This window comes from Streptomyces sp. NPDC014889 (assembly GCF_043081205.1).
Taxonomy (GTDB): domain Bacteria; phylum Actinomycetota; class Actinomycetes; order Streptomycetales; family Streptomycetaceae; genus Streptomyces.
In genome coordinates, this window is record NZ_JBIBWH010000010.1 from 222,174 (window position 1) to 236,493 (window position 14,320).

Annotated in this window: 24 protein-coding genes; 23 read left to right on the forward strand and 1 reads right to left on the reverse strand. The window is 67.4% G+C overall.

The genetic code is table 11. From position 1 onward, the window contains the following. Window position 1 precedes the first annotated feature (1 nt). From rplP to truA, 23 genes are all read left to right on the forward strand, one after another. The gene (rplP, locus tag ACF09J_RS21820) at window positions 2-421 is read left to right on the forward strand and encodes a 50S ribosomal protein L16 (RefSeq protein ID WP_009190136.1); all 420 of its coding nucleotides are present in this window, start codon (window positions 2-4) and stop codon (window positions 419-421) included. Then, window positions 421-645: a 50S ribosomal protein L29 gene (gene rpmC, locus ACF09J_RS21825; RefSeq protein WP_018564811.1), complete on the forward strand. Its 225-nt coding sequence runs from the start codon at window positions 421-423 to the stop codon at window positions 643-645. The genes rplP and rpmC overlap by 1 nt, the downstream gene beginning before the upstream one ends. Next, on the forward strand, window positions 645-929 hold the full coding sequence (rpsQ, locus tag ACF09J_RS21830; RefSeq protein WP_100569747.1) for a 30S ribosomal protein S17: 285 nt from the start codon (window positions 645-647) through the stop codon (window positions 927-929). Before rpmC ends, rpsQ begins: the two co-directional genes overlap by 1 nt. Window positions 930-1,081: 152 nt before the next feature. After that, window positions 1,082-1,450 carry a 50S ribosomal protein L14 gene (gene rplN / locus ACF09J_RS21835; protein ID WP_003992364.1) on the forward strand — a complete coding sequence of 123 codons (369 nt, stop codon included), beginning with the start codon at window positions 1,082-1,084 and terminating at the stop codon, window positions 1,448-1,450. 2 nt (window positions 1,451-1,452) lie between these two features. Further along, window positions 1,453-1,776, forward strand: coding sequence for a 50S ribosomal protein L24 (rplX, locus tag ACF09J_RS21840; protein ID WP_392307099.1), 324 nt, complete (start codon window positions 1,453-1,455; stop codon window positions 1,774-1,776). Beyond that, on the forward strand, window positions 1,776-2,333 hold the full coding sequence (rplE, locus tag ACF09J_RS21845) for a 50S ribosomal protein L5 (protein ID WP_358733877.1): 558 nt from the start codon (window positions 1,776-1,778) through the stop codon (window positions 2,331-2,333). The genes rplX and rplE overlap by 1 nt, the downstream gene beginning before the upstream one ends. A gap of 5 nt (window positions 2,334-2,338) precedes the next feature. After that, complete coding sequence (locus ACF09J_RS21850) at window positions 2,339-2,524, forward strand: type Z 30S ribosomal protein S14 (RefSeq protein ID WP_003948630.1); 186 nt, start codon at window positions 2,339-2,341, stop codon at window positions 2,522-2,524. Window positions 2,525-2,736: 212 nt separating this feature from the next. Next, complete coding sequence (gene rpsH, locus ACF09J_RS21855) at window positions 2,737-3,135, forward strand: 30S ribosomal protein S8 (RefSeq protein WP_100569749.1); 399 nt, start codon at window positions 2,737-2,739, stop codon at window positions 3,133-3,135. A gap of 24 nt (window positions 3,136-3,159) precedes the next feature. After that, window positions 3,160-3,699: a 50S ribosomal protein L6 gene (gene rplF / locus ACF09J_RS21860; RefSeq protein WP_392307100.1), complete on the forward strand. Its 540-nt coding sequence runs from the start codon at window positions 3,160-3,162 to the stop codon at window positions 3,697-3,699. A gap of 3 nt (window positions 3,700-3,702) precedes the next feature. After that, window positions 3,703-4,086, forward strand: a complete 384-nt coding sequence (rplR, locus tag ACF09J_RS21865; protein ID WP_392307101.1) for a 50S ribosomal protein L18 — start codon at window positions 3,703-3,705, stop codon at window positions 4,084-4,086. Window positions 4,087-4,151: 65 nt separating this feature from the next. Continuing rightward, window positions 4,152-4,757 carry a 30S ribosomal protein S5 gene (gene rpsE / locus ACF09J_RS21870; RefSeq protein WP_392307102.1) on the forward strand — a complete coding sequence of 202 codons (606 nt, stop codon included), beginning with the start codon at window positions 4,152-4,154 and terminating at the stop codon, window positions 4,755-4,757. After that, window positions 4,757-4,939 (forward strand): 50S ribosomal protein L30, encoded by a 183-nt coding sequence (gene rpmD, locus ACF09J_RS21875; RefSeq protein ID WP_392307103.1) that lies wholly within the window; start codon window positions 4,757-4,759, stop codon window positions 4,937-4,939. The genes rpsE and rpmD overlap by 1 nt, the downstream gene beginning before the upstream one ends. Before the next feature lie 2 nt (window positions 4,940-4,941). Continuing rightward, window positions 4,942-5,397: a 50S ribosomal protein L15 gene (gene rplO, locus ACF09J_RS21880; protein WP_018564817.1), complete on the forward strand. Its 456-nt coding sequence runs from the start codon at window positions 4,942-4,944 to the stop codon at window positions 5,395-5,397. A gap of 169 nt (window positions 5,398-5,566) precedes the next feature. Beyond that, a complete protein-coding gene (gene secY / locus ACF09J_RS21885) occupies window positions 5,567-6,880 on the forward strand; it encodes a preprotein translocase subunit SecY (protein WP_141366356.1) in 1,314 nt (437 codons plus the stop codon). Then, a complete protein-coding gene (locus tag ACF09J_RS21890; protein ID WP_392307104.1) occupies window positions 6,880-7,530 on the forward strand; it encodes an adenylate kinase in 651 nt (216 codons plus the stop codon). Before secY ends, ACF09J_RS21890 begins: the two co-directional genes overlap by 1 nt. Window positions 7,531-7,654: 124 nt before the next feature. Continuing rightward, window positions 7,655-8,491: a type I methionyl aminopeptidase gene (gene map / locus ACF09J_RS21895; protein ID WP_392307105.1), complete on the forward strand. Its 837-nt coding sequence runs from the start codon at window positions 7,655-7,657 to the stop codon at window positions 8,489-8,491. A 401-nt stretch (window positions 8,492-8,892) separates the two neighbouring features. Next, the gene (infA, locus tag ACF09J_RS21900) at window positions 8,893-9,114 is read left to right on the forward strand and encodes a translation initiation factor IF-1 (protein ID WP_003948620.1); all 222 of its coding nucleotides are present in this window, start codon (window positions 8,893-8,895) and stop codon (window positions 9,112-9,114) included. A 65-nt stretch (window positions 9,115-9,179) separates the two neighbouring features. Further along, entirely contained in the window at window positions 9,180-9,293 is a 114-nt protein-coding gene (gene rpmJ / locus ACF09J_RS21905) for a 50S ribosomal protein L36 (protein ID WP_003974245.1), read from the forward strand. Window positions 9,294-9,504: 211 nt separating this feature from the next. Next, on the forward strand, window positions 9,505-9,885 hold the full coding sequence (gene rpsM / locus ACF09J_RS21910) for a 30S ribosomal protein S13 (RefSeq protein ID WP_392307106.1): 381 nt from the start codon (window positions 9,505-9,507) through the stop codon (window positions 9,883-9,885). 69 nt (window positions 9,886-9,954) lie between these two features. Continuing rightward, window positions 9,955-10,359: a 30S ribosomal protein S11 gene (rpsK, locus tag ACF09J_RS21915; protein WP_003956432.1), complete on the forward strand. Its 405-nt coding sequence runs from the start codon at window positions 9,955-9,957 to the stop codon at window positions 10,357-10,359. A gap of 145 nt (window positions 10,360-10,504) precedes the next feature. Further along, window positions 10,505-11,527 carry a DNA-directed RNA polymerase subunit alpha gene (locus ACF09J_RS21920; RefSeq protein WP_003966937.1) on the forward strand — a complete coding sequence of 341 codons (1,023 nt, stop codon included), beginning with the start codon at window positions 10,505-10,507 and terminating at the stop codon, window positions 11,525-11,527. A 180-nt stretch (window positions 11,528-11,707) separates the two neighbouring features. Further along, window positions 11,708-12,214: a 50S ribosomal protein L17 gene (rplQ, locus tag ACF09J_RS21925; RefSeq protein ID WP_392307107.1), complete on the forward strand. Its 507-nt coding sequence runs from the start codon at window positions 11,708-11,710 to the stop codon at window positions 12,212-12,214. A 93-nt stretch (window positions 12,215-12,307) separates the two neighbouring features. Then, on the forward strand, window positions 12,308-13,162 hold the full coding sequence (truA, locus tag ACF09J_RS21930) for a tRNA pseudouridine(38-40) synthase TruA (protein ID WP_392307108.1): 855 nt from the start codon (window positions 12,308-12,310) through the stop codon (window positions 13,160-13,162). 38 nt (window positions 13,163-13,200) lie between these two features. On the opposite strand, the gene ACF09J_RS21935 is transcribed toward truA, so the two are convergent. After that, a complete protein-coding gene (locus tag ACF09J_RS21935) occupies window positions 13,201-14,082 on the reverse strand; it encodes a hypothetical protein (RefSeq protein WP_392307109.1) in 882 nt (293 codons plus the stop codon). Window positions 14,083-14,320: the final 238 nt, after the last annotated feature.

Sequence of the window (14,320 nt, forward strand, 5' to 3'; positions counted from 1 at the left end):
AATGCTGATCCCCCGTAGGGTCAAGCACCGCAAGCAGCACCACCCGAAGCGCAACGGTATGTCCAAGGGTGGAACGCAGGTTGCGTTCGGCGAGTACGGCATCCAGGCGCTGACCCCGGCCTACGTGACGAACCGCCAGATCGAGGCGGCTCGTATCGCGATGACCCGCCACATCAAGCGTGGCGGCAAGGTCTGGATCAACATCTACCCGGACCGTCCGCTGACCAAGAAGCCCGCCGAGACCCGCATGGGTTCCGGTAAGGGTTCGCCGGAGTGGTGGATCGCGAACGTCAAGCCCGGCCGGGTGATGTTCGAGCTGTCCTACCCGAACGAGAAGATCGCCCGTGAGGCGCTGACCCGTGCGGCCCACAAGCTGCCGATGAAGTGCCGGATCGTCAAGCGCGAGGCAGGTGAAGCGTGATGTCGGCCGGTACCAAGGCGTCCGAGCTGCGCGAGCTGGGCAACGAGGAGCTTCTTGGCAAGCTCCGCGAGGCCAAGGAAGAGCTGTTCAACCTCCGTTTCCAGGCGGCGACCGGGCAGCTCGAGAACCACGGCCGTCTCAAGGCGGTCCGCAAGGACATCGCGCGGATCTACACCCTGATGCGCGAGCGTGAGCTGGGCATCGAAACGGTGGAGAACGCCTGATGAGCGAGAAGAACGTGACTGAGAACGCAGAGGCGCGCGGCTTCCGCAAGACCCGTGAGGGTCTCGTCGTCAGCGACAAGATGGACAAGACCGTCGTCGTCGCCGTCGAGGACCGCGTCAAGCACGCGCTGTACGGCAAGGTCATCCGCCGTACCGAGAAGCTCAAGGCGCACGACGAGCAGAACGCCGCGGGCGTCGGCGACCGTGTCCTCCTGATGGAGACCCGGCCGCTGTCCGCGACGAAGCGCTGGCGCGTCGTCGAGATCCTCGAGAAGGCGAAGTAAGAAGCGGGGGCACCGCCCCCGCCGACCCCGCCTTTCGAGACACCAGTAATTTCCTGCGGGAGCAACCCGCAGGACGGTTCCGCCAGGCTCGGCGAGGCCCGTGAGTCACTTACGGGCCTCGCCGGGAACCGGCAGACAATCAGGAGATAGACGTGATCCAGCAGGAGTCGCGACTGCGTGTCGCCGACAACACTGGTGCGAAGGAGATCCTTTGCATCCGTGTGCTCGGTGGCTCCGGTCGCCGCTACGCGGGCATCGGTGACGTCATCGTCGCCACCGTCAAGGACGCGATCCCCGGCGGCAACGTGAAGAAGGGTGACGTCATCAAGGCGGTCATCGTTCGCACCGTCAAGGAGCGCCGCCGTCCGGACGGCTCGTACATCCGCTTCGACGAGAACGCCGCCGTCATCCTCAAGAACGACGGCGACCCTCGTGGCACCCGTATCTTCGGCCCGGTCGGCCGTGAGCTGCGCGAGAAGAAGTTCATGAAGATCATCTCCCTCGCGCCGGAGGTGCTGTGAGCATGAAGATCAAGAAGGGCGACCTGGTCCAGGTCATCACCGGCAAGGACAAGGGCAAGCAGGGCAAGGTCATTGCCGCTTACCCGCGCGAGGAGCGCGTCCTGGTCGAGGGTGTCAACCGGGTCAAGAAGCACACCAAGGCCGGCCCGACGGCCCGCGGTTCGCAGGCCGGCGGCATCGTCACCACCGAGGCGCCGGTCCACGTCTCCAACGTCCAGCTGGTCGTGGAGAAGGACGGCGAGAAGGTCGTGACCCGCGTCGGTTACCGCTTCGACGACGAAGGCAACAAGATCCGCGTTGCCAAGCGGACGGGTGAGGACATCTGATGGCTACCACCACCACTCCGCGTCTGAAGCAGAAGTACCGCGAGGAGATCGCGGGCAAGCTGCGTGACGAGTTCAAGTACGAGAACGTCATGCAGGTTCCCGGTCTCGTCAAGATCGTGGTCAACATGGGTGTGGGCGACGCCGCCCGCGACTCCAAGCTGATCGATGGCGCCATCCGCGACCTCACCACGATCACCGGTCAGAAGCCGGCCGTCACCAAGGCCCGCAAGTCCATCGCGCAGTTCAAGCTGCGTGAGGGCCAGCCGATCGGTGCCCACGTCACGCTCCGTGGCGACCGCATGTGGGAGTTCCTGGACCGCACCCTGTCGCTCGCGCTGCCGCGCATCCGCGACTTCCGCGGCCTGTCCCCCAAGCAGTTCGACGGCCGTGGCAACTACACCTTCGGTCTCACCGAGCAGGTCATGTTCCACGAGATCGACCAGGACAAGATCGACCGCGTCCGGGGTATGGACATCACCGTGGTCACCACGGCGACCAACGACGCTGAGGGCCGCGCGCTCCTTCGTCACCTCGGCTTCCCGTTCAAGGAGGCGTGAGCGAGATGGCGAAGAAGGCTCTGATCGCTAAGGCTGCTCGCAAGCCCAAGTTCGGTGTGCGTGGCTACACCCGCTGCCAGCGCTGTGGCCGCCCGCACTCCGTGTACCGCAAGTTCGGCCTGTGCCGCGTGTGCCTTCGTGAGATGGCTCACCGTGGCGAGCTGCCGGGCGTGACCAAGAGCTCCTGGTAACAGCCCACTTGGGTTGAAGCAGGACTCTCGGTAAGCAACCGGGGTCGGCAGGAGGCCCACCTCACATGCCTTAGGCTTGTGGGGTTGGGCGCCTGCCGTGCCCTTACGACTTACTACGCCGTAGGTCCACCGCGCCGCACCCGTCCCGTCTCGGATCGGGGAGAGGGATGGCGCACCAGGAAACCCCGGCGAGAGAGGCCGAAGGCCAATTCATGACCATGACTGATCCGATCGCAGACATGCTCACGCGTCTGCGGAACGCGAACTCGGCATACCACGACAGCGTGTCGATGCCGCACTCGAAGATCAAGTCGCACATCGCGGAGATCCTCCAGCAGGAGGGCTTCATCACGGGCTGGAAGGTCGAGGACGCCGAGGTCGGCAAGAACCTCGTCCTGGAGCTGAAGTTCGGCCCCAACCGTGAGCGCTCCATCGCGGGCATCAAGCGGATCTCCAAGCCCGGTCTCCGGGTGTACGCGAAGTCCACCAACCTGCCGAAGGTGCTCGGCGGCCTCGGCGTGGCGATCATCTCCACGTCCTACGGGCTCCTCACCGACAAGCAGGCCGGCAAGAAGGGCGTGGGTGGGGAAGTCCTCGCCTACGTCTGGTAACGGAAGGGAACGGAGGAAACAGCTATGTCGCGCATCGGCAAGCTCCCCATCGCGGTTCCCGCCGGCGTGGACGTCACCATCGACGGCCGTACGGTCTCGGTCAAGGGCCCCAAGGGCTCGCTGACCCACACCGTCGTGGCGCCGATCGAGATCGCCAAGGGCGAGGACGGCACCCTGCAGGTGACCCGCCCCAACGACGAGCGTCAGAACAAGGCCCTGCACGGCCTGTCCCGCACGCTGGTGGCGAACATGATCACCGGCGTGACCCAGGGTTACGTGAAGAAGCTCGAGATCAGCGGTGTCGGTTACCGCGTGACGGCCAAGGGCTCGAACCTGGAGTTCGCGCTCGGCTACAGCCACCCGATCACCATCGAGGCGCCCGAGGGCATCACCTTCAAGGTCGAGGCCCCGACCCGCTTCTCGGTCGAGGGCATCGACAAGCAGAAGGTCGGCGAGGTTGCGGCCAACATCCGCAAGCTGCGCAAGCCCGACCCGTACAAGGCCAAGGGTGTCAGGTACGAGGGCGAAGTCATCCGCCGCAAGGTCGGAAAGGCGGGTAAGTAAGCCATGGCATACGGGCAGAAGATCCTCAAGGGCGACGCCTACAAGCGCGCCGCGATCAAGCGCCGCCACATCCGGATCCGCAAGCGGATCTCCGGCACGGCGGAGCGTCCCCGTCTGGTCGTGACCCGCTCCAACCGCCACATCGTGGCGCAGGTGATCGACGACCTGAAGGGCCACACCCTGGCATCGGCGTCCACCCTGGACAACTCGATCCGCGGTGGCGAGAGCGACAAGTCGACGCAGGCGAAGCAGGTCGGCGCCCTGGTCGCCGAGCGTGCCAAGGCCGCCGGTGTCGAGGCCGTCGTGTTCGACCGTGGTGGAAACCAGTACGCCGGGCGCATCGCCGCTCTGGCGGACGCCGCCCGCGAGGCCGGACTGAAGTTCTGAGTCGCCCGTCGCGGCAGCGATTCTTCGCTGTTGCGAGCTAGCGGAAACAGAGAGAGGTAATTCCAATGGCTGGACCCCAGCGCCGCGGTGGCGGTGCCGGTGGCGGCGAGCGGCGGGACCGGAAGGGCCGTGACGGCGGCGCAGCTGCCGCCGAGAAGACCGCGTACGTTGAGCGCGTTGTCGCGATCAACCGCGTCGCCAAGGTTGTGAAGGGTGGTCGTCGCTTCAGCTTCACCGCGCTGGTCGTGGTGGGCGACGGTGACGGCACCGTGGGTGTCGGATACGGCAAGGCCAAGGAGGTGCCGGCCGCCATCGCCAAGGGCGTTGAGGAGGCCAAGAAGCACTTCTTCAAGGTCCCCCGGATCCAGGGCACCATCCCGCACCCGATCCAGGGTGAGAAGGCTGCCGGCGTCGTGCTGCTCAAGCCCGCGGCCCCGGGTACCGGCGTTATCGCCGGTGGTCCGGTGCGCGCCGTGCTCGAGTGCGCCGGTATCCACGACATCCTGTCGAAGTCGCTCGGCTCCGACAACCAGATCAACATCGTGCACGCGACGGTGGAGGCCCTCAAGGGCCTGCAGCGTCCCGAGGAGGTCGCGGCCCGCCGCGGTCTGCCGCTGGAGGACGTGGCCCCCGCGGCCCTGCTCCGTGCGCGTGCCGGGGCGGGTGCGTGATGGCGCAGCTCAAGATCACGCAGACGAAGTCCTACATCGGCAGCAAGCAGAACCACCGTGACACCCTGCGTTCGCTCGGGCTGAAGAAGCTCGGCGACGTGGTCGTCAAGGAGGACCGCCCCGAGTTCCGCGGAATGGTGCACACCGTCCGCCACCTCGTGACGGTCGAGGAGGTCGACTGATCATGGCGGAGCAGAACCCGCTGAAGATCCACAACCTCCGTCCCGCCCCGGGCGCCAAGACCGCCAAGACCCGTGTCGGTCGTGGTGAGGCGTCCAAGGGTAAGACGGCCGGTCGTGGTACCAAGGGCACCAAGGCCCGCTACCAGGTTCCGGAGCGCTTCGAGGGCGGCCAGATGCCGCTGCACATGCGCCTCCCGAAGCTGAAGGGCTTCAAGAACCCGTTCAAGACCGAGTACCAGGTCGTGAACCTCGACAAGCTGGCCGCGCTCTACCCCGAGGGTGGCGAGGTCACGGTCGAGGACCTGGTGGCCAAGGGTGCCGTTCGCAAGAACAGCCTCGTCAAGGTCCTCGGCCAGGGCGAGGTCTCCGTGGCGCTGCAGGTGACGGTGGACGCCGTCTCCGGCTCCGCCAAGGAGAAGATCACCGCCGCCGGCGGTTCTGTCACCGAGCTCGTCTGAGCCCGATGACGTAAAGCGGTCCCGACCGGGGGTACCTCACAATGAGGTATCCCCGGTTGGTCGTTCTCAGGGAGGCAGTGTCGCCGGTAAGGTGGCCTGCACCGTTCTTTATCGTCGAACCTCAAGACCGTCACCCTGACGCACTTGCGCGGGGGTCGCAGGAGGCACCGTGCTCACCGGCTTCGCCCGGGCGTTCAGGACGCCCGACCTGCGCAAGAAGCTGCTCTTCACGCTCGGCATCATCGTGGTGTACCGCGTCGGTACCCACATCCCGATCCCGGGTGTCAACTACAAGGCTGTTCAGCAGTGTGTCAGCGAGGCCTCGGGCAACCAGGGCCTCTTCGGCCTGGTGAACATGTTCAGCGGCGGTGCGCTGCTGCAGATCACGATCTTCGCTCTGGGCATCATGCCGTACATCACGGCGAGCATCATCCTTCAGCTGCTGACCGTGGTGATCCCGCGGTTGGAGGCCCTCAAGAAGGAGGGCCAGTCCGGCACCGCGAAGATCACCCAGTACACCCGTTACCTGACGGTGGCGCTCGCCATCCTCCAGGGCACGGGCCTGGTGGCCACCGCCCGCAGCGGCGCCCTGTTCTCCGGATGCTCGGCCGCCGGGAACATCGTCCCGAACCAGGCGATCTTCAACACGATCGTCATGGTGATCGTGATGACCGCCGGTACGGCCACGGTCATGTGGCTCGGTGAGCTCATCACCGACCGCGGTATCGGCAACGGCATGTCGATCCTGATGTTCATCTCGATCGCCGCCACCTTCCCGTCCGCGCTCTGGGCCATCAAGAAGCAGGGCAAGCTCGCCGAGGGCTGGATCGAATTCGGCACCGTCATCCTCGTCGGCCTGGTCATGGTCGGCCTGGTGGTCTTCGTCGAACAGGCCCAGCGCCGTATTCCGGTGCAGTACGCCAAGCGCATGATCGGCCGCCGTTCCTACGGTGGTACGTCGACGTACATCCCGCTGAAGGTCAACCAGGCGGGCGTGATCCCCGTCATCTTCGCTTCTTCGCTGCTCTACATTCCGGCACTCATCGCTCAGTTCTCCGGCGGCAACTCCGGATGGAAGACCTGGGTCCAGCAGAACCTGACCAAGGGCGATCACCCGATCTACATCACGATGTACTTCCTGTTGATCGTGTTCTTCGCCTTCTTCTATGTGGCGATCTCCTTCAACCCCGAAGAAGTCGCCGACAACATGAAGAAGTATGGTGGCTTCATCCCGGGCATCCGGGCTGGCCGACCGACCGCTGAGTACCTTTCGTACGTGCTCAACCGGATCACCTGGCCGGGTTCGCTGTATCTGGGCCTGATCGCTCTCGTACCGACAATGGCGTTGGTCGGCTTCGGGGCGAACCAGAACTTCCCCTTCGGCGGGACCAGCATCCTCATCATCGTGGGTGTCGGACTCGAGACGGTGAAGCAGATCGAGAGCCAGCTCCAGCAGCGCAATTACGAAGGGTTCCTCCGCTGATGCGAATCGTCCTCGTCGGACCGCCGGGTGCCGGCAAAGGAACACAGGCCACACGCCTAGCCGAGAAGCTGCGTATTCCGCACATCTCCACGGGCGACCTGTTCCGCGCCAACATCAGCCGGCAGACGGAACTCGGCAAGCTCGCGAAGTCCTACATGGACGCGGGAAACCTGGTCCCCGACGAGGTCACCATCGCGATGGCCAAGGACCGCATGGAGCAGCCCGACGCCGAGGGCGGCTTCCTGCTGGACGGTTTCCCGCGCAATGTGTCGCAGGCCGAGGCGCTGGACAAGCTGCTCCAGAGCGAGGGCATGAAGCTCGACGCGGTCCTCGACCTGGAGGTCCCCGAGGACGAGGTCGTCAAGCGCATCGCGGGTCGCCGCACCTGCCGCAACGACTCGGCGCACGTCTTCCACGAGACGTACAGCCCGCCGAAGAAGGAGGGCGTCTGCGACGTCTGCGGCGGTGAGCTGTACCAGCGGGACGACGACTCCGAGGAGACCGTGCGCAAGCGGTTGGAGGTCTACCACACGCAGACCGAGCCGATCATCGACTACTACCGGGCGCAGGGCCTGGTCGTGACGATCTCCTCGCTCGGTCCGGTGGACAAGATCACGCAGCGCGCGCTGGAGGCGCTGAAGCGCGACTGACCGCGCTGCTCGGCCGCGGTTCCCCCAGGGGGCCGCGGCCGACGTGTGCACGGGCGGGTTTTCGCTTCCCCGTATTGTTGAGGGTGTCCGTCTTCCTTCCGGTCCGAGAAAGGCCGTAGTCCCCATGGTGCAGATCAAGTCCCCCGAGCAGATCGCCAAGATGCGTGAGGCGGGGCTGGTCGTCGCCGCCATCCACGCGGCCACGCGCGAGGCGGCCGTGCCCGGGGCGACCACCAAGGACCTGGACCAGGTGGCCCGCAAGGTGCTCGCCGAGCACAACGCCAAGCCGAACTTCCTCGGCTACGGCGGCTTCCCGGCGACGATCTGCACCTCCGTGAACGAGGTCGTGGTCCACGGCATCCCCTCCGACGACGTCGTCCTCAAGGACGGGGACGTCATCTCCATCGACTGCGGCGCGATCATCGACGGCTGGCACGGCGACGCGGCCTTCACCGCGTTCGTCGGCTCCGGTCACTCCCCGGAGCTGATCGAGCTCTCCCGGGTGACCGAGGAGTCGATGTGGGCCGGCATCGCCGCCATGAAGCAGGGCAACCGCCTGGTGGACATCTCCCGGGCCGTCGAGACCTACATCCGCCGCCAGCCGAAGCCCGGCGGCGGCCGCTACGGCATCATCGAGGACTACGGCGGCCACGGCATCGGCACCGAGATGCACATGGACCCGCACCTGCTGAACTACGTCGACCGGCGGCGCGGCAAGGGCCCGAAGCTGGTCCCCGGCCTCTGCCTGGCCATCGAGCCGATGGTCTCCCTGGGCACCGCCAAGACCCACGTCCTCGAGGACGACTGGACGGTCATCACCACGGACGGCACCTGGTCCTCCCACTGGGAGCACTCGGTGGCGCTGACCGAGCAGGGCCCGCTGGTTCTGACGGCCCCGGACGGCGGCAGGGCGAAGCTGGCCGAGCACGGCATCACGGCCGCGCCGGACCCCCTGGGCTGACCGCCATGGCGCGGACGACCGCCGGCCGGAGGCCGGCGCAGCCGCTCGAAGCTTGTAAGGCGCCCCGGCGCCGCGCCCGCGAGAGGGGCGTGAGGAACCGGTCGGCCCCGGACGGCGGCAGGGCGAAGCCGGCCGAGCACGGCATCACGGCCGCGCCGGACCCCCTGGGCTGACCGGCCGGGCCGCGGGGTCGGGCCCGCCGGCCTGAAAAGGTGCCCGCCCCCTTGCTCCCGCCGGTCCGGCTCGGACCCGGTCGCATGATGATCTCGGAGCTGGGGCAGACTTTCTCGATTCGTCTTTCGCAGAGGGCTGACGTAGACTGACTCGTCGGCTCTCATGCATCCGCATGTCCGCATGCGGAACACAGAGTCGATCAAGGTAGTCGATTCGAAGGGCGAAGCGTGGCCAAGAAGCAAGGTGCCATCGAGATCGAGGGCACTGTCGTCGAGTCTCTGCCGAACGCCATGTTCAAGGTCGAGCTCCAGAACGGCCACCAGGTCCTGGCACACATCAGCGGCAAGATGCGTATGCACTACATCCGCATCCTCCCTGACGACCGGGTCGTGGTGGAGCTGTCTCCGTACGACCTCACGCGTGGCCGGATCGTCTACCGGTACAAGTAGATCTTGCCCAGGCCCCACGTTCCTCGCGGGGCCGCCGGCAACTGACCCGGAGAACCTCACATCCCATGAAGGTCAAGCCGAGCGTCAAGAAGATCTGCGACAAGTGCAGGGTGATCCGCCGTCACGGCCGGGTCATGGTCATCTGCGACAACCCGCGCCACAAGCAGCGCCAGGGCTGACGTACGACCGACCGAACCCTCTGCACTCCTCTCGCAGAGATTCGCGCGACGCGAGCTGAATTGTTCATACGCAGGACCCGAGCCCAGCGCGGCTCGATACCCCCGGTTCGGAGGCCGGGGACCCGGTTCGTACCCACTCTTTGAAATAAAGAGGCCGGCGGCCGGGAGGCGGTCCTGTGGAAGACCTCCGAAGATCAACTGGAGCCATTGAATGGCACGCGTTTCCGGTGTTGACATCCCGCGCGAAAAGCGTGTGGAGGTCGCCCTCACCTACGTGTTCGGCATCGGCCGGACCCTGGCCCAGCAGACGCTGGCCGCCACCGACATCGACCCGAACACCCGCGTCCGCGACCTCTCCGAGGAGCAGCTCGTCGCGATCCGCGAGTACGTCGACAACAACATCAAGACCGAGGGTGACCTCCGTCGCGAGATCCAGGCCGACATCCGCCGCAAGGTCGAGATCGGCTGCTACCAGGGTCTGCGTCACCGCCGCGGTCTGCCCGTCCGCGGTCAGCGCACCAGCACCAACGCCCGCACCCGCAAGGGTCCGCGTCGCGCCATCGCCGGCAAGAAGAAGCCGGGCAAGAAGTAGTCCGCAGCGACACTCGCCGTCCAGCGGTCTTCGCTGTAGGACCGACCACCTCCCGTAGGAGTTTTCGACATGCCCCCCAAGGGACGTCAGGGCGCTGCCAAGAAGGTGCGCCGCAAGGAAAAGAAGAACGTCGCTCACGGCCACGCGCACATCAAGAGCACGTTCAACAACACCATCGTTTCGATCACCGACCCGTCCGGCAACGTGATCTCCTGGGCCTCCGCCGGCCACGTCGGCTTCAAGGGCTCCCGGAAGTCCACGCCGTTCGCCGCGCAGATGGCCGCCGAGTCGGCCGCCCGCCGCGCCCAGGAGCACGGCATGCGCAAGGTCGACGTGTTCGTCAAGGGTCCGGGCTCCGGCCGTGAGACCGCGATCCGCTCCCTGCAGGCCACCGGTCTCGAGGTCGGCTCCATCCAGGACGTCACCCCGACCCCGCACAACGGCTGCCGCCCGCCGAAGCGCCGCCGCGTCTGAGGCACGGCTGCTTCACGCAGGTCTCCGGGCGGTACGGCCTTTTCCGGTCGTGCCGCCCGTACCCTTGCAATACCCGCACCTTTCCGGTGCGGCCTGGTCGGGCGTCATATAGCGGGCGCCCACGACTGAAGGATCTGATCCACTCATGCTGATCGCTCAGCGTCCCTCGTTGACCGAAGAGGTCGTCGACGAGTTCCGCTCCCGGTTCGTGATCGAGCCGCTGGAGCCGGGCTTCGGCTACACCCTCGGCAACTCCCTTCGCCGTACCCTCCTGTCGTCGATCCCCGGTGCCGCTGTCACCAGCATCCGCATCGACGGTGTCCTGCACGAGTTCACCACCGTGCCGGGCGTCAAGGAGGACGTCACCGACCTGATCCTCAACATCAAGCAGCTGGTCGTCTCCTCGGAGCACGACGAGCCGGTCGTGATGTACCTGCGCAAGCAGGGCCCGGGTCTGGTCACCGCCGCCGACATCGCGCCCCCGGCCGGTGTCGAGGTGCACAACCCCGACCTCGTCCTCGCCACGCTCAACGGCAAGGGCAAGCTGGAGATGGAGCTGACCGTCGAGCGCGGTCGCGGCTACGTCTCCGCCGTGCAGAACAAGCAGGTGGGCCAGGAGATCGGCCGTATCCCGGTCGACTCGATCTACTCGCCGGTGCTCAAGGTCACGTACAAGGTCGAGGCCACGCGTGTCGAGCAGCGCACCGACTTCGACAAGCTGATCGTCGACGTCGAGACCAAGCAGGCCATGCGTCCGCGTGACGCCATGGCGTCGGCCGGCAAGACCCTGGTCGAGCTGTTCGGTCTGGCCCGCGAGCTCAACATCGACGCCGAGGGCATCGACATGGGTCCGTCCCCGACGGACGCCGCCCTGGCCGCCGACCTGGCGCTGCCGATCGAGGAGCTGGAGCTCACGGTCCGCTCCTACAACTGCCTCAAGCGCGAGGGCATCCACTCCGTGGGTGAGCTGGTCGCGCGCTCCGAGGCGGACCTGCTGGACATCCGCAACTTCGGTGCGAAGTCCATCGACGAGGTCAAGGCGAAGCTGGCCGGCATGGGCCTGGCCCTGAAGGACAGCCCGCCCGGATTCGACCCGACCGCCGCCGCGGACGCCTTCGGCGCGGACGACGACGCGGATGCCGGTTTCGTGGAGACCGAGCAGTACTGAGCGCTCCGCGGGGAGGCCGTACTGTGTCTGCGGACCGGTTGTGGCTGGTCGCGCAGTTCCCCGCGCCCCTTCCGGACGGGCCCCTTCGGGGCCCTGTCCGGATCTCCGACGGGCAACCGCTCGCTCGGATACTGACCCCGGTACCTGATACGGCCGGGGCAGACACCTAGGAGAAGAATCATGCCGAAGCCCGCCAAGGGTGCCCGTCTGGGCGGCAGCGCCGCGCACGAGAAGCTGCTCCTCGCGAACCTCGCGAAGGCGCTGTTCGAGCACGGCCGCATCACCACCACCGAGGCGAAGGCCCGCCGCCTGCGCCCGTACGCCGAGCGTCTGGTCACCAAGGCGAAGAAGGGCGACCTTCACAACCGCCGCCAGGTGCTCCAGGTCATCACGGACAAGAGCATCGTGCACACGCTCTTCACCGAGATCGGCCCGCGTTACGAGAACCGTCCGGGTGGCTACACCCGCATCACCAAGATCGGCAACCGCCGTGGCGACAACGCGCCCATGGCCGTGATCGAGCTGGTCGAGGCGCTGACGGTGCAGCAGAACGCCGTGGGTGAGGCCGAGGCCGCCACCAAGCGTGCGGTCAAGGAGGCCGAGGAGGCCAAGGCCGAGGAGACCAAGGCGGACGAGGCTCCGGCCGAGGCCACCGAGGCTCCTGCCGAAGAGTCCAAGGACGCCTGAGGCACTGCCTGACGTAGGAAGCGGGTCCGCCCCTCGGGGGCGGGCCCGCTTCCGCGTTTCTTCCCGAGGGATGCGCCCTGAGAGGATCTGCACGTGAGTGACGAAGTACAGCCCGGTCATGTCCGCGTCCGTCTCGACCTGTCCTACGACGGCACCGCCTTCCACGGCTGGGCCAAGCAGGCCGGCGGCAGGCGGACCGTGCAGGGGGAGATCGAGGACGCGCTGCGCACGGTCACGCGGTCCGCTCAGACGTACGAGCTGACCGTGGCCGGACGGACCGACGCCGGGGTGCACGCCCGGGGCCAGGTGGCGCACGTGGACCTGCCCGAGCGCGTCTGGCGCGAGCACCACGAGAAGCTGCTCAAGCGGCTCGCGGGCCGGCTGCCCAGGGATGTGCGGGTGTGGGCGCTGCGGCCCGCGCCCAGCGGCTTCAACGCCCGGTTCTCGGCCGTCTGGCGCCGCTACGCCTACCGTGTCACCGACAATCCCGGCGGTGTCGACCCGCTGCTGCGGGGCCATGTCCTGTGGCACGACTGGCCCCTCGACGTCGACGCCATGAACGAGGCCGCGCGGCGGCTGCTCGGCGAGCACGACTTCGCCGCCTACTGCAAGAGGCGCGAGGGCGCCACCACCATCCGCACCCTCCAGGAGCTGAGCCTCGAACGCGGCGGGGACGGCGTCATCACGGCCACCGTTCGGGCCGACGCGTTCTGCCACAACATGGTGCGCTCGCTCATCGGGGCGCTGCTGTTCGTCGGTGACGGCCACCGTCCCCCGGACTGGCCGGGGAAGGTGCTGGCCGCCGGGGTGCGGGACTCCGCGGTGCACGTCGTGCGGCCGCACGGGCTGACCCTGGAGGAGGTCGGCTACCCGGCCGACGAGCTGCTGGCCGCGCGCAGCCGGGAGGCGCGCAACAGGCGGTCCCTGCCGGCGGCCGGCTGCTGCTGAGCGGCCGCGGCCTCCCCCGTACGGCGGGCGGCCGGCTGTTACTGGCCGGCCGCCGCCGACGCCTGGGTCTCGCCGCGCCGGCGGATCTGCTGGAAGGAGAACTCGGCGAGGTCGTCGCCGGCCCGGAAGGCCGCGGTGTCCTTGTTCGTCACGCTCGTGCCGTTGGTGAAGCCGGTGAGGGTGAAGTAGGCGTAGCGGCCGTAGGAGTTGGTCGTGGAGCGGCAGACGGCGCCGTTGCAGAAGGCCTTGATACCGCCGCCGGACAGCGGCTTGATGATGCTCTTGTTGTCCGTCGCGCTCTTCGCCTCGAGTGCCTGCGCCTCGGTGTCGAAGACGGCGATGCCGACCGTGACCGCGACGCCGCCCCGGCTGTAGGTCACCCGCAGCAGGCGGGTGCAGTCGTTGTCCGTGAGGGCCTTGACGAGCGTGCCCTGGGCGGCCGCGGCGCAGTTCTTGCTGTCGTCCGTGGGGCCCTTCTTGTACACGGTCTCGCCCATGGTCAGCTTGGCGCCCGGGAAGAGCGTGTCCGCGCTGAGCGGGGCCGTGTCCTTCTTCGCGCTGGATATGAAGTCCTTCGGATCCAGCGGAGGCGGGGCGGTGGTCGGGGCGAAGGACGGCGCCGTGGTGGAGCCGCTCGGCAGGGCGCTGACGCCGGGCAGCTGGCCGGCCTGCCCCCCGGACGCGTTGTTGTCGCCGTTCGCCGACACCACGGCCATGGCGACGGCGGCGCCGATCCCGGCGGTCGCGAGCACGCCACCGCCGATGAACAGCAGCCGGCGCCGTCTGCTCCGTGCCTCCGAGGCGTCCGCGAGCGCGGCCCAGTCGGGGGTCTGACCGCCGCCCCCGCTGTTCGGCGACTGCTCAGAATTCGGTTTCCAGGGATCCCACTGGGACTGCGAGCCCCCCTGCCCATAACTCATGGGGCGCATCTTAGACGGGCTCCGAGGGCCCTCCGCGCCGCCCGTGGCCGCGCTCCCGGGGCCTTCGGTGCACGCCGGTACAAAGCGACGCGCCGACGGCCGACACCAGCCGTCGAGTGGCCGGGATCGCGGTGCGGGAACGCGCTGCGGTAGCCGCCGGGACCCGCGGTCGCACACCGTTTTGACCCGGCAAGGGCGCCACGGGTATCCTGCATCTTCGTTGTGTATTGGCTTGCTC

Excerpts from the sequence above, each read along its gene's own strand:
- rplE (WP_358733877.1), top strand. The coding sequence starts at position 1,776 with ATGGCTACCACCACCACTCCGCGTCTGAAGCAGAAGTACCGCGAGGAG.
- ACF09J_RS21890 (WP_392307104.1), top strand. The coding sequence starts at position 6,880 with ATGCGAATCGTCCTCGTCGGACCGCCGGGTGCCGGCAAAGGAACACAG.
- rpmD (WP_392307103.1), top strand. The coding sequence starts at position 4,757 with ATGGCGCAGCTCAAGATCACGCAGACGAAGTCCTACATCGGCAGCAAG.
- ACF09J_RS21935 (WP_392307109.1), bottom strand. The coding sequence starts at position 14,082 with ATGAGTTATGGGCAGGGGGGCTCGCAGTCCCAGTGGGATCCCTGGAAA.
- rpsQ (WP_100569747.1), top strand. The coding sequence starts at position 645 with ATGAGCGAGAAGAACGTGACTGAGAACGCAGAGGCGCGCGGCTTCCGC.
- rpmC (WP_018564811.1), top strand. The coding sequence starts at position 421 with ATGTCGGCCGGTACCAAGGCGTCCGAGCTGCGCGAGCTGGGCAACGAG.
- rpsH (WP_100569749.1), top strand. The coding sequence starts at position 2,737 with ATGACCATGACTGATCCGATCGCAGACATGCTCACGCGTCTGCGGAAC.
- rplX (WP_392307099.1), top strand. The coding sequence starts at position 1,453 with ATGAAGATCAAGAAGGGCGACCTGGTCCAGGTCATCACCGGCAAGGAC.
- rpsE (WP_392307102.1), top strand. The coding sequence starts at position 4,152 with ATGGCTGGACCCCAGCGCCGCGGTGGCGGTGCCGGTGGCGGCGAGCGG.
- ACF09J_RS21850 (WP_003948630.1), top strand. The coding sequence starts at position 2,339 with ATGGCGAAGAAGGCTCTGATCGCTAAGGCTGCTCGCAAGCCCAAGTTC.
- ACF09J_RS21920 (WP_003966937.1), top strand. The coding sequence starts at position 10,505 with ATGCTGATCGCTCAGCGTCCCTCGTTGACCGAAGAGGTCGTCGACGAG.
- rplO (WP_018564817.1), top strand. The coding sequence starts at position 4,942 with ATGGCGGAGCAGAACCCGCTGAAGATCCACAACCTCCGTCCCGCCCCG.
- rplP (WP_009190136.1), top strand. The coding sequence starts at position 2 with ATGCTGATCCCCCGTAGGGTCAAGCACCGCAAGCAGCACCACCCGAAG.
- rpmJ (WP_003974245.1), top strand. The coding sequence starts at position 9,180 with ATGAAGGTCAAGCCGAGCGTCAAGAAGATCTGCGACAAGTGCAGGGTG.
- rpsM (WP_392307106.1), top strand. The coding sequence starts at position 9,505 with ATGGCACGCGTTTCCGGTGTTGACATCCCGCGCGAAAAGCGTGTGGAG.
- rpsK (WP_003956432.1), top strand. The coding sequence starts at position 9,955 with ATGCCCCCCAAGGGACGTCAGGGCGCTGCCAAGAAGGTGCGCCGCAAG.
- rplQ (WP_392307107.1), top strand. The coding sequence starts at position 11,708 with ATGCCGAAGCCCGCCAAGGGTGCCCGTCTGGGCGGCAGCGCCGCGCAC.
- rplF (WP_392307100.1), top strand. The coding sequence starts at position 3,160 with ATGTCGCGCATCGGCAAGCTCCCCATCGCGGTTCCCGCCGGCGTGGAC.
- rplR (WP_392307101.1), top strand. The coding sequence starts at position 3,703 with ATGGCATACGGGCAGAAGATCCTCAAGGGCGACGCCTACAAGCGCGCC.
- map (WP_392307105.1), top strand. The coding sequence starts at position 7,655 with ATGGTGCAGATCAAGTCCCCCGAGCAGATCGCCAAGATGCGTGAGGCG.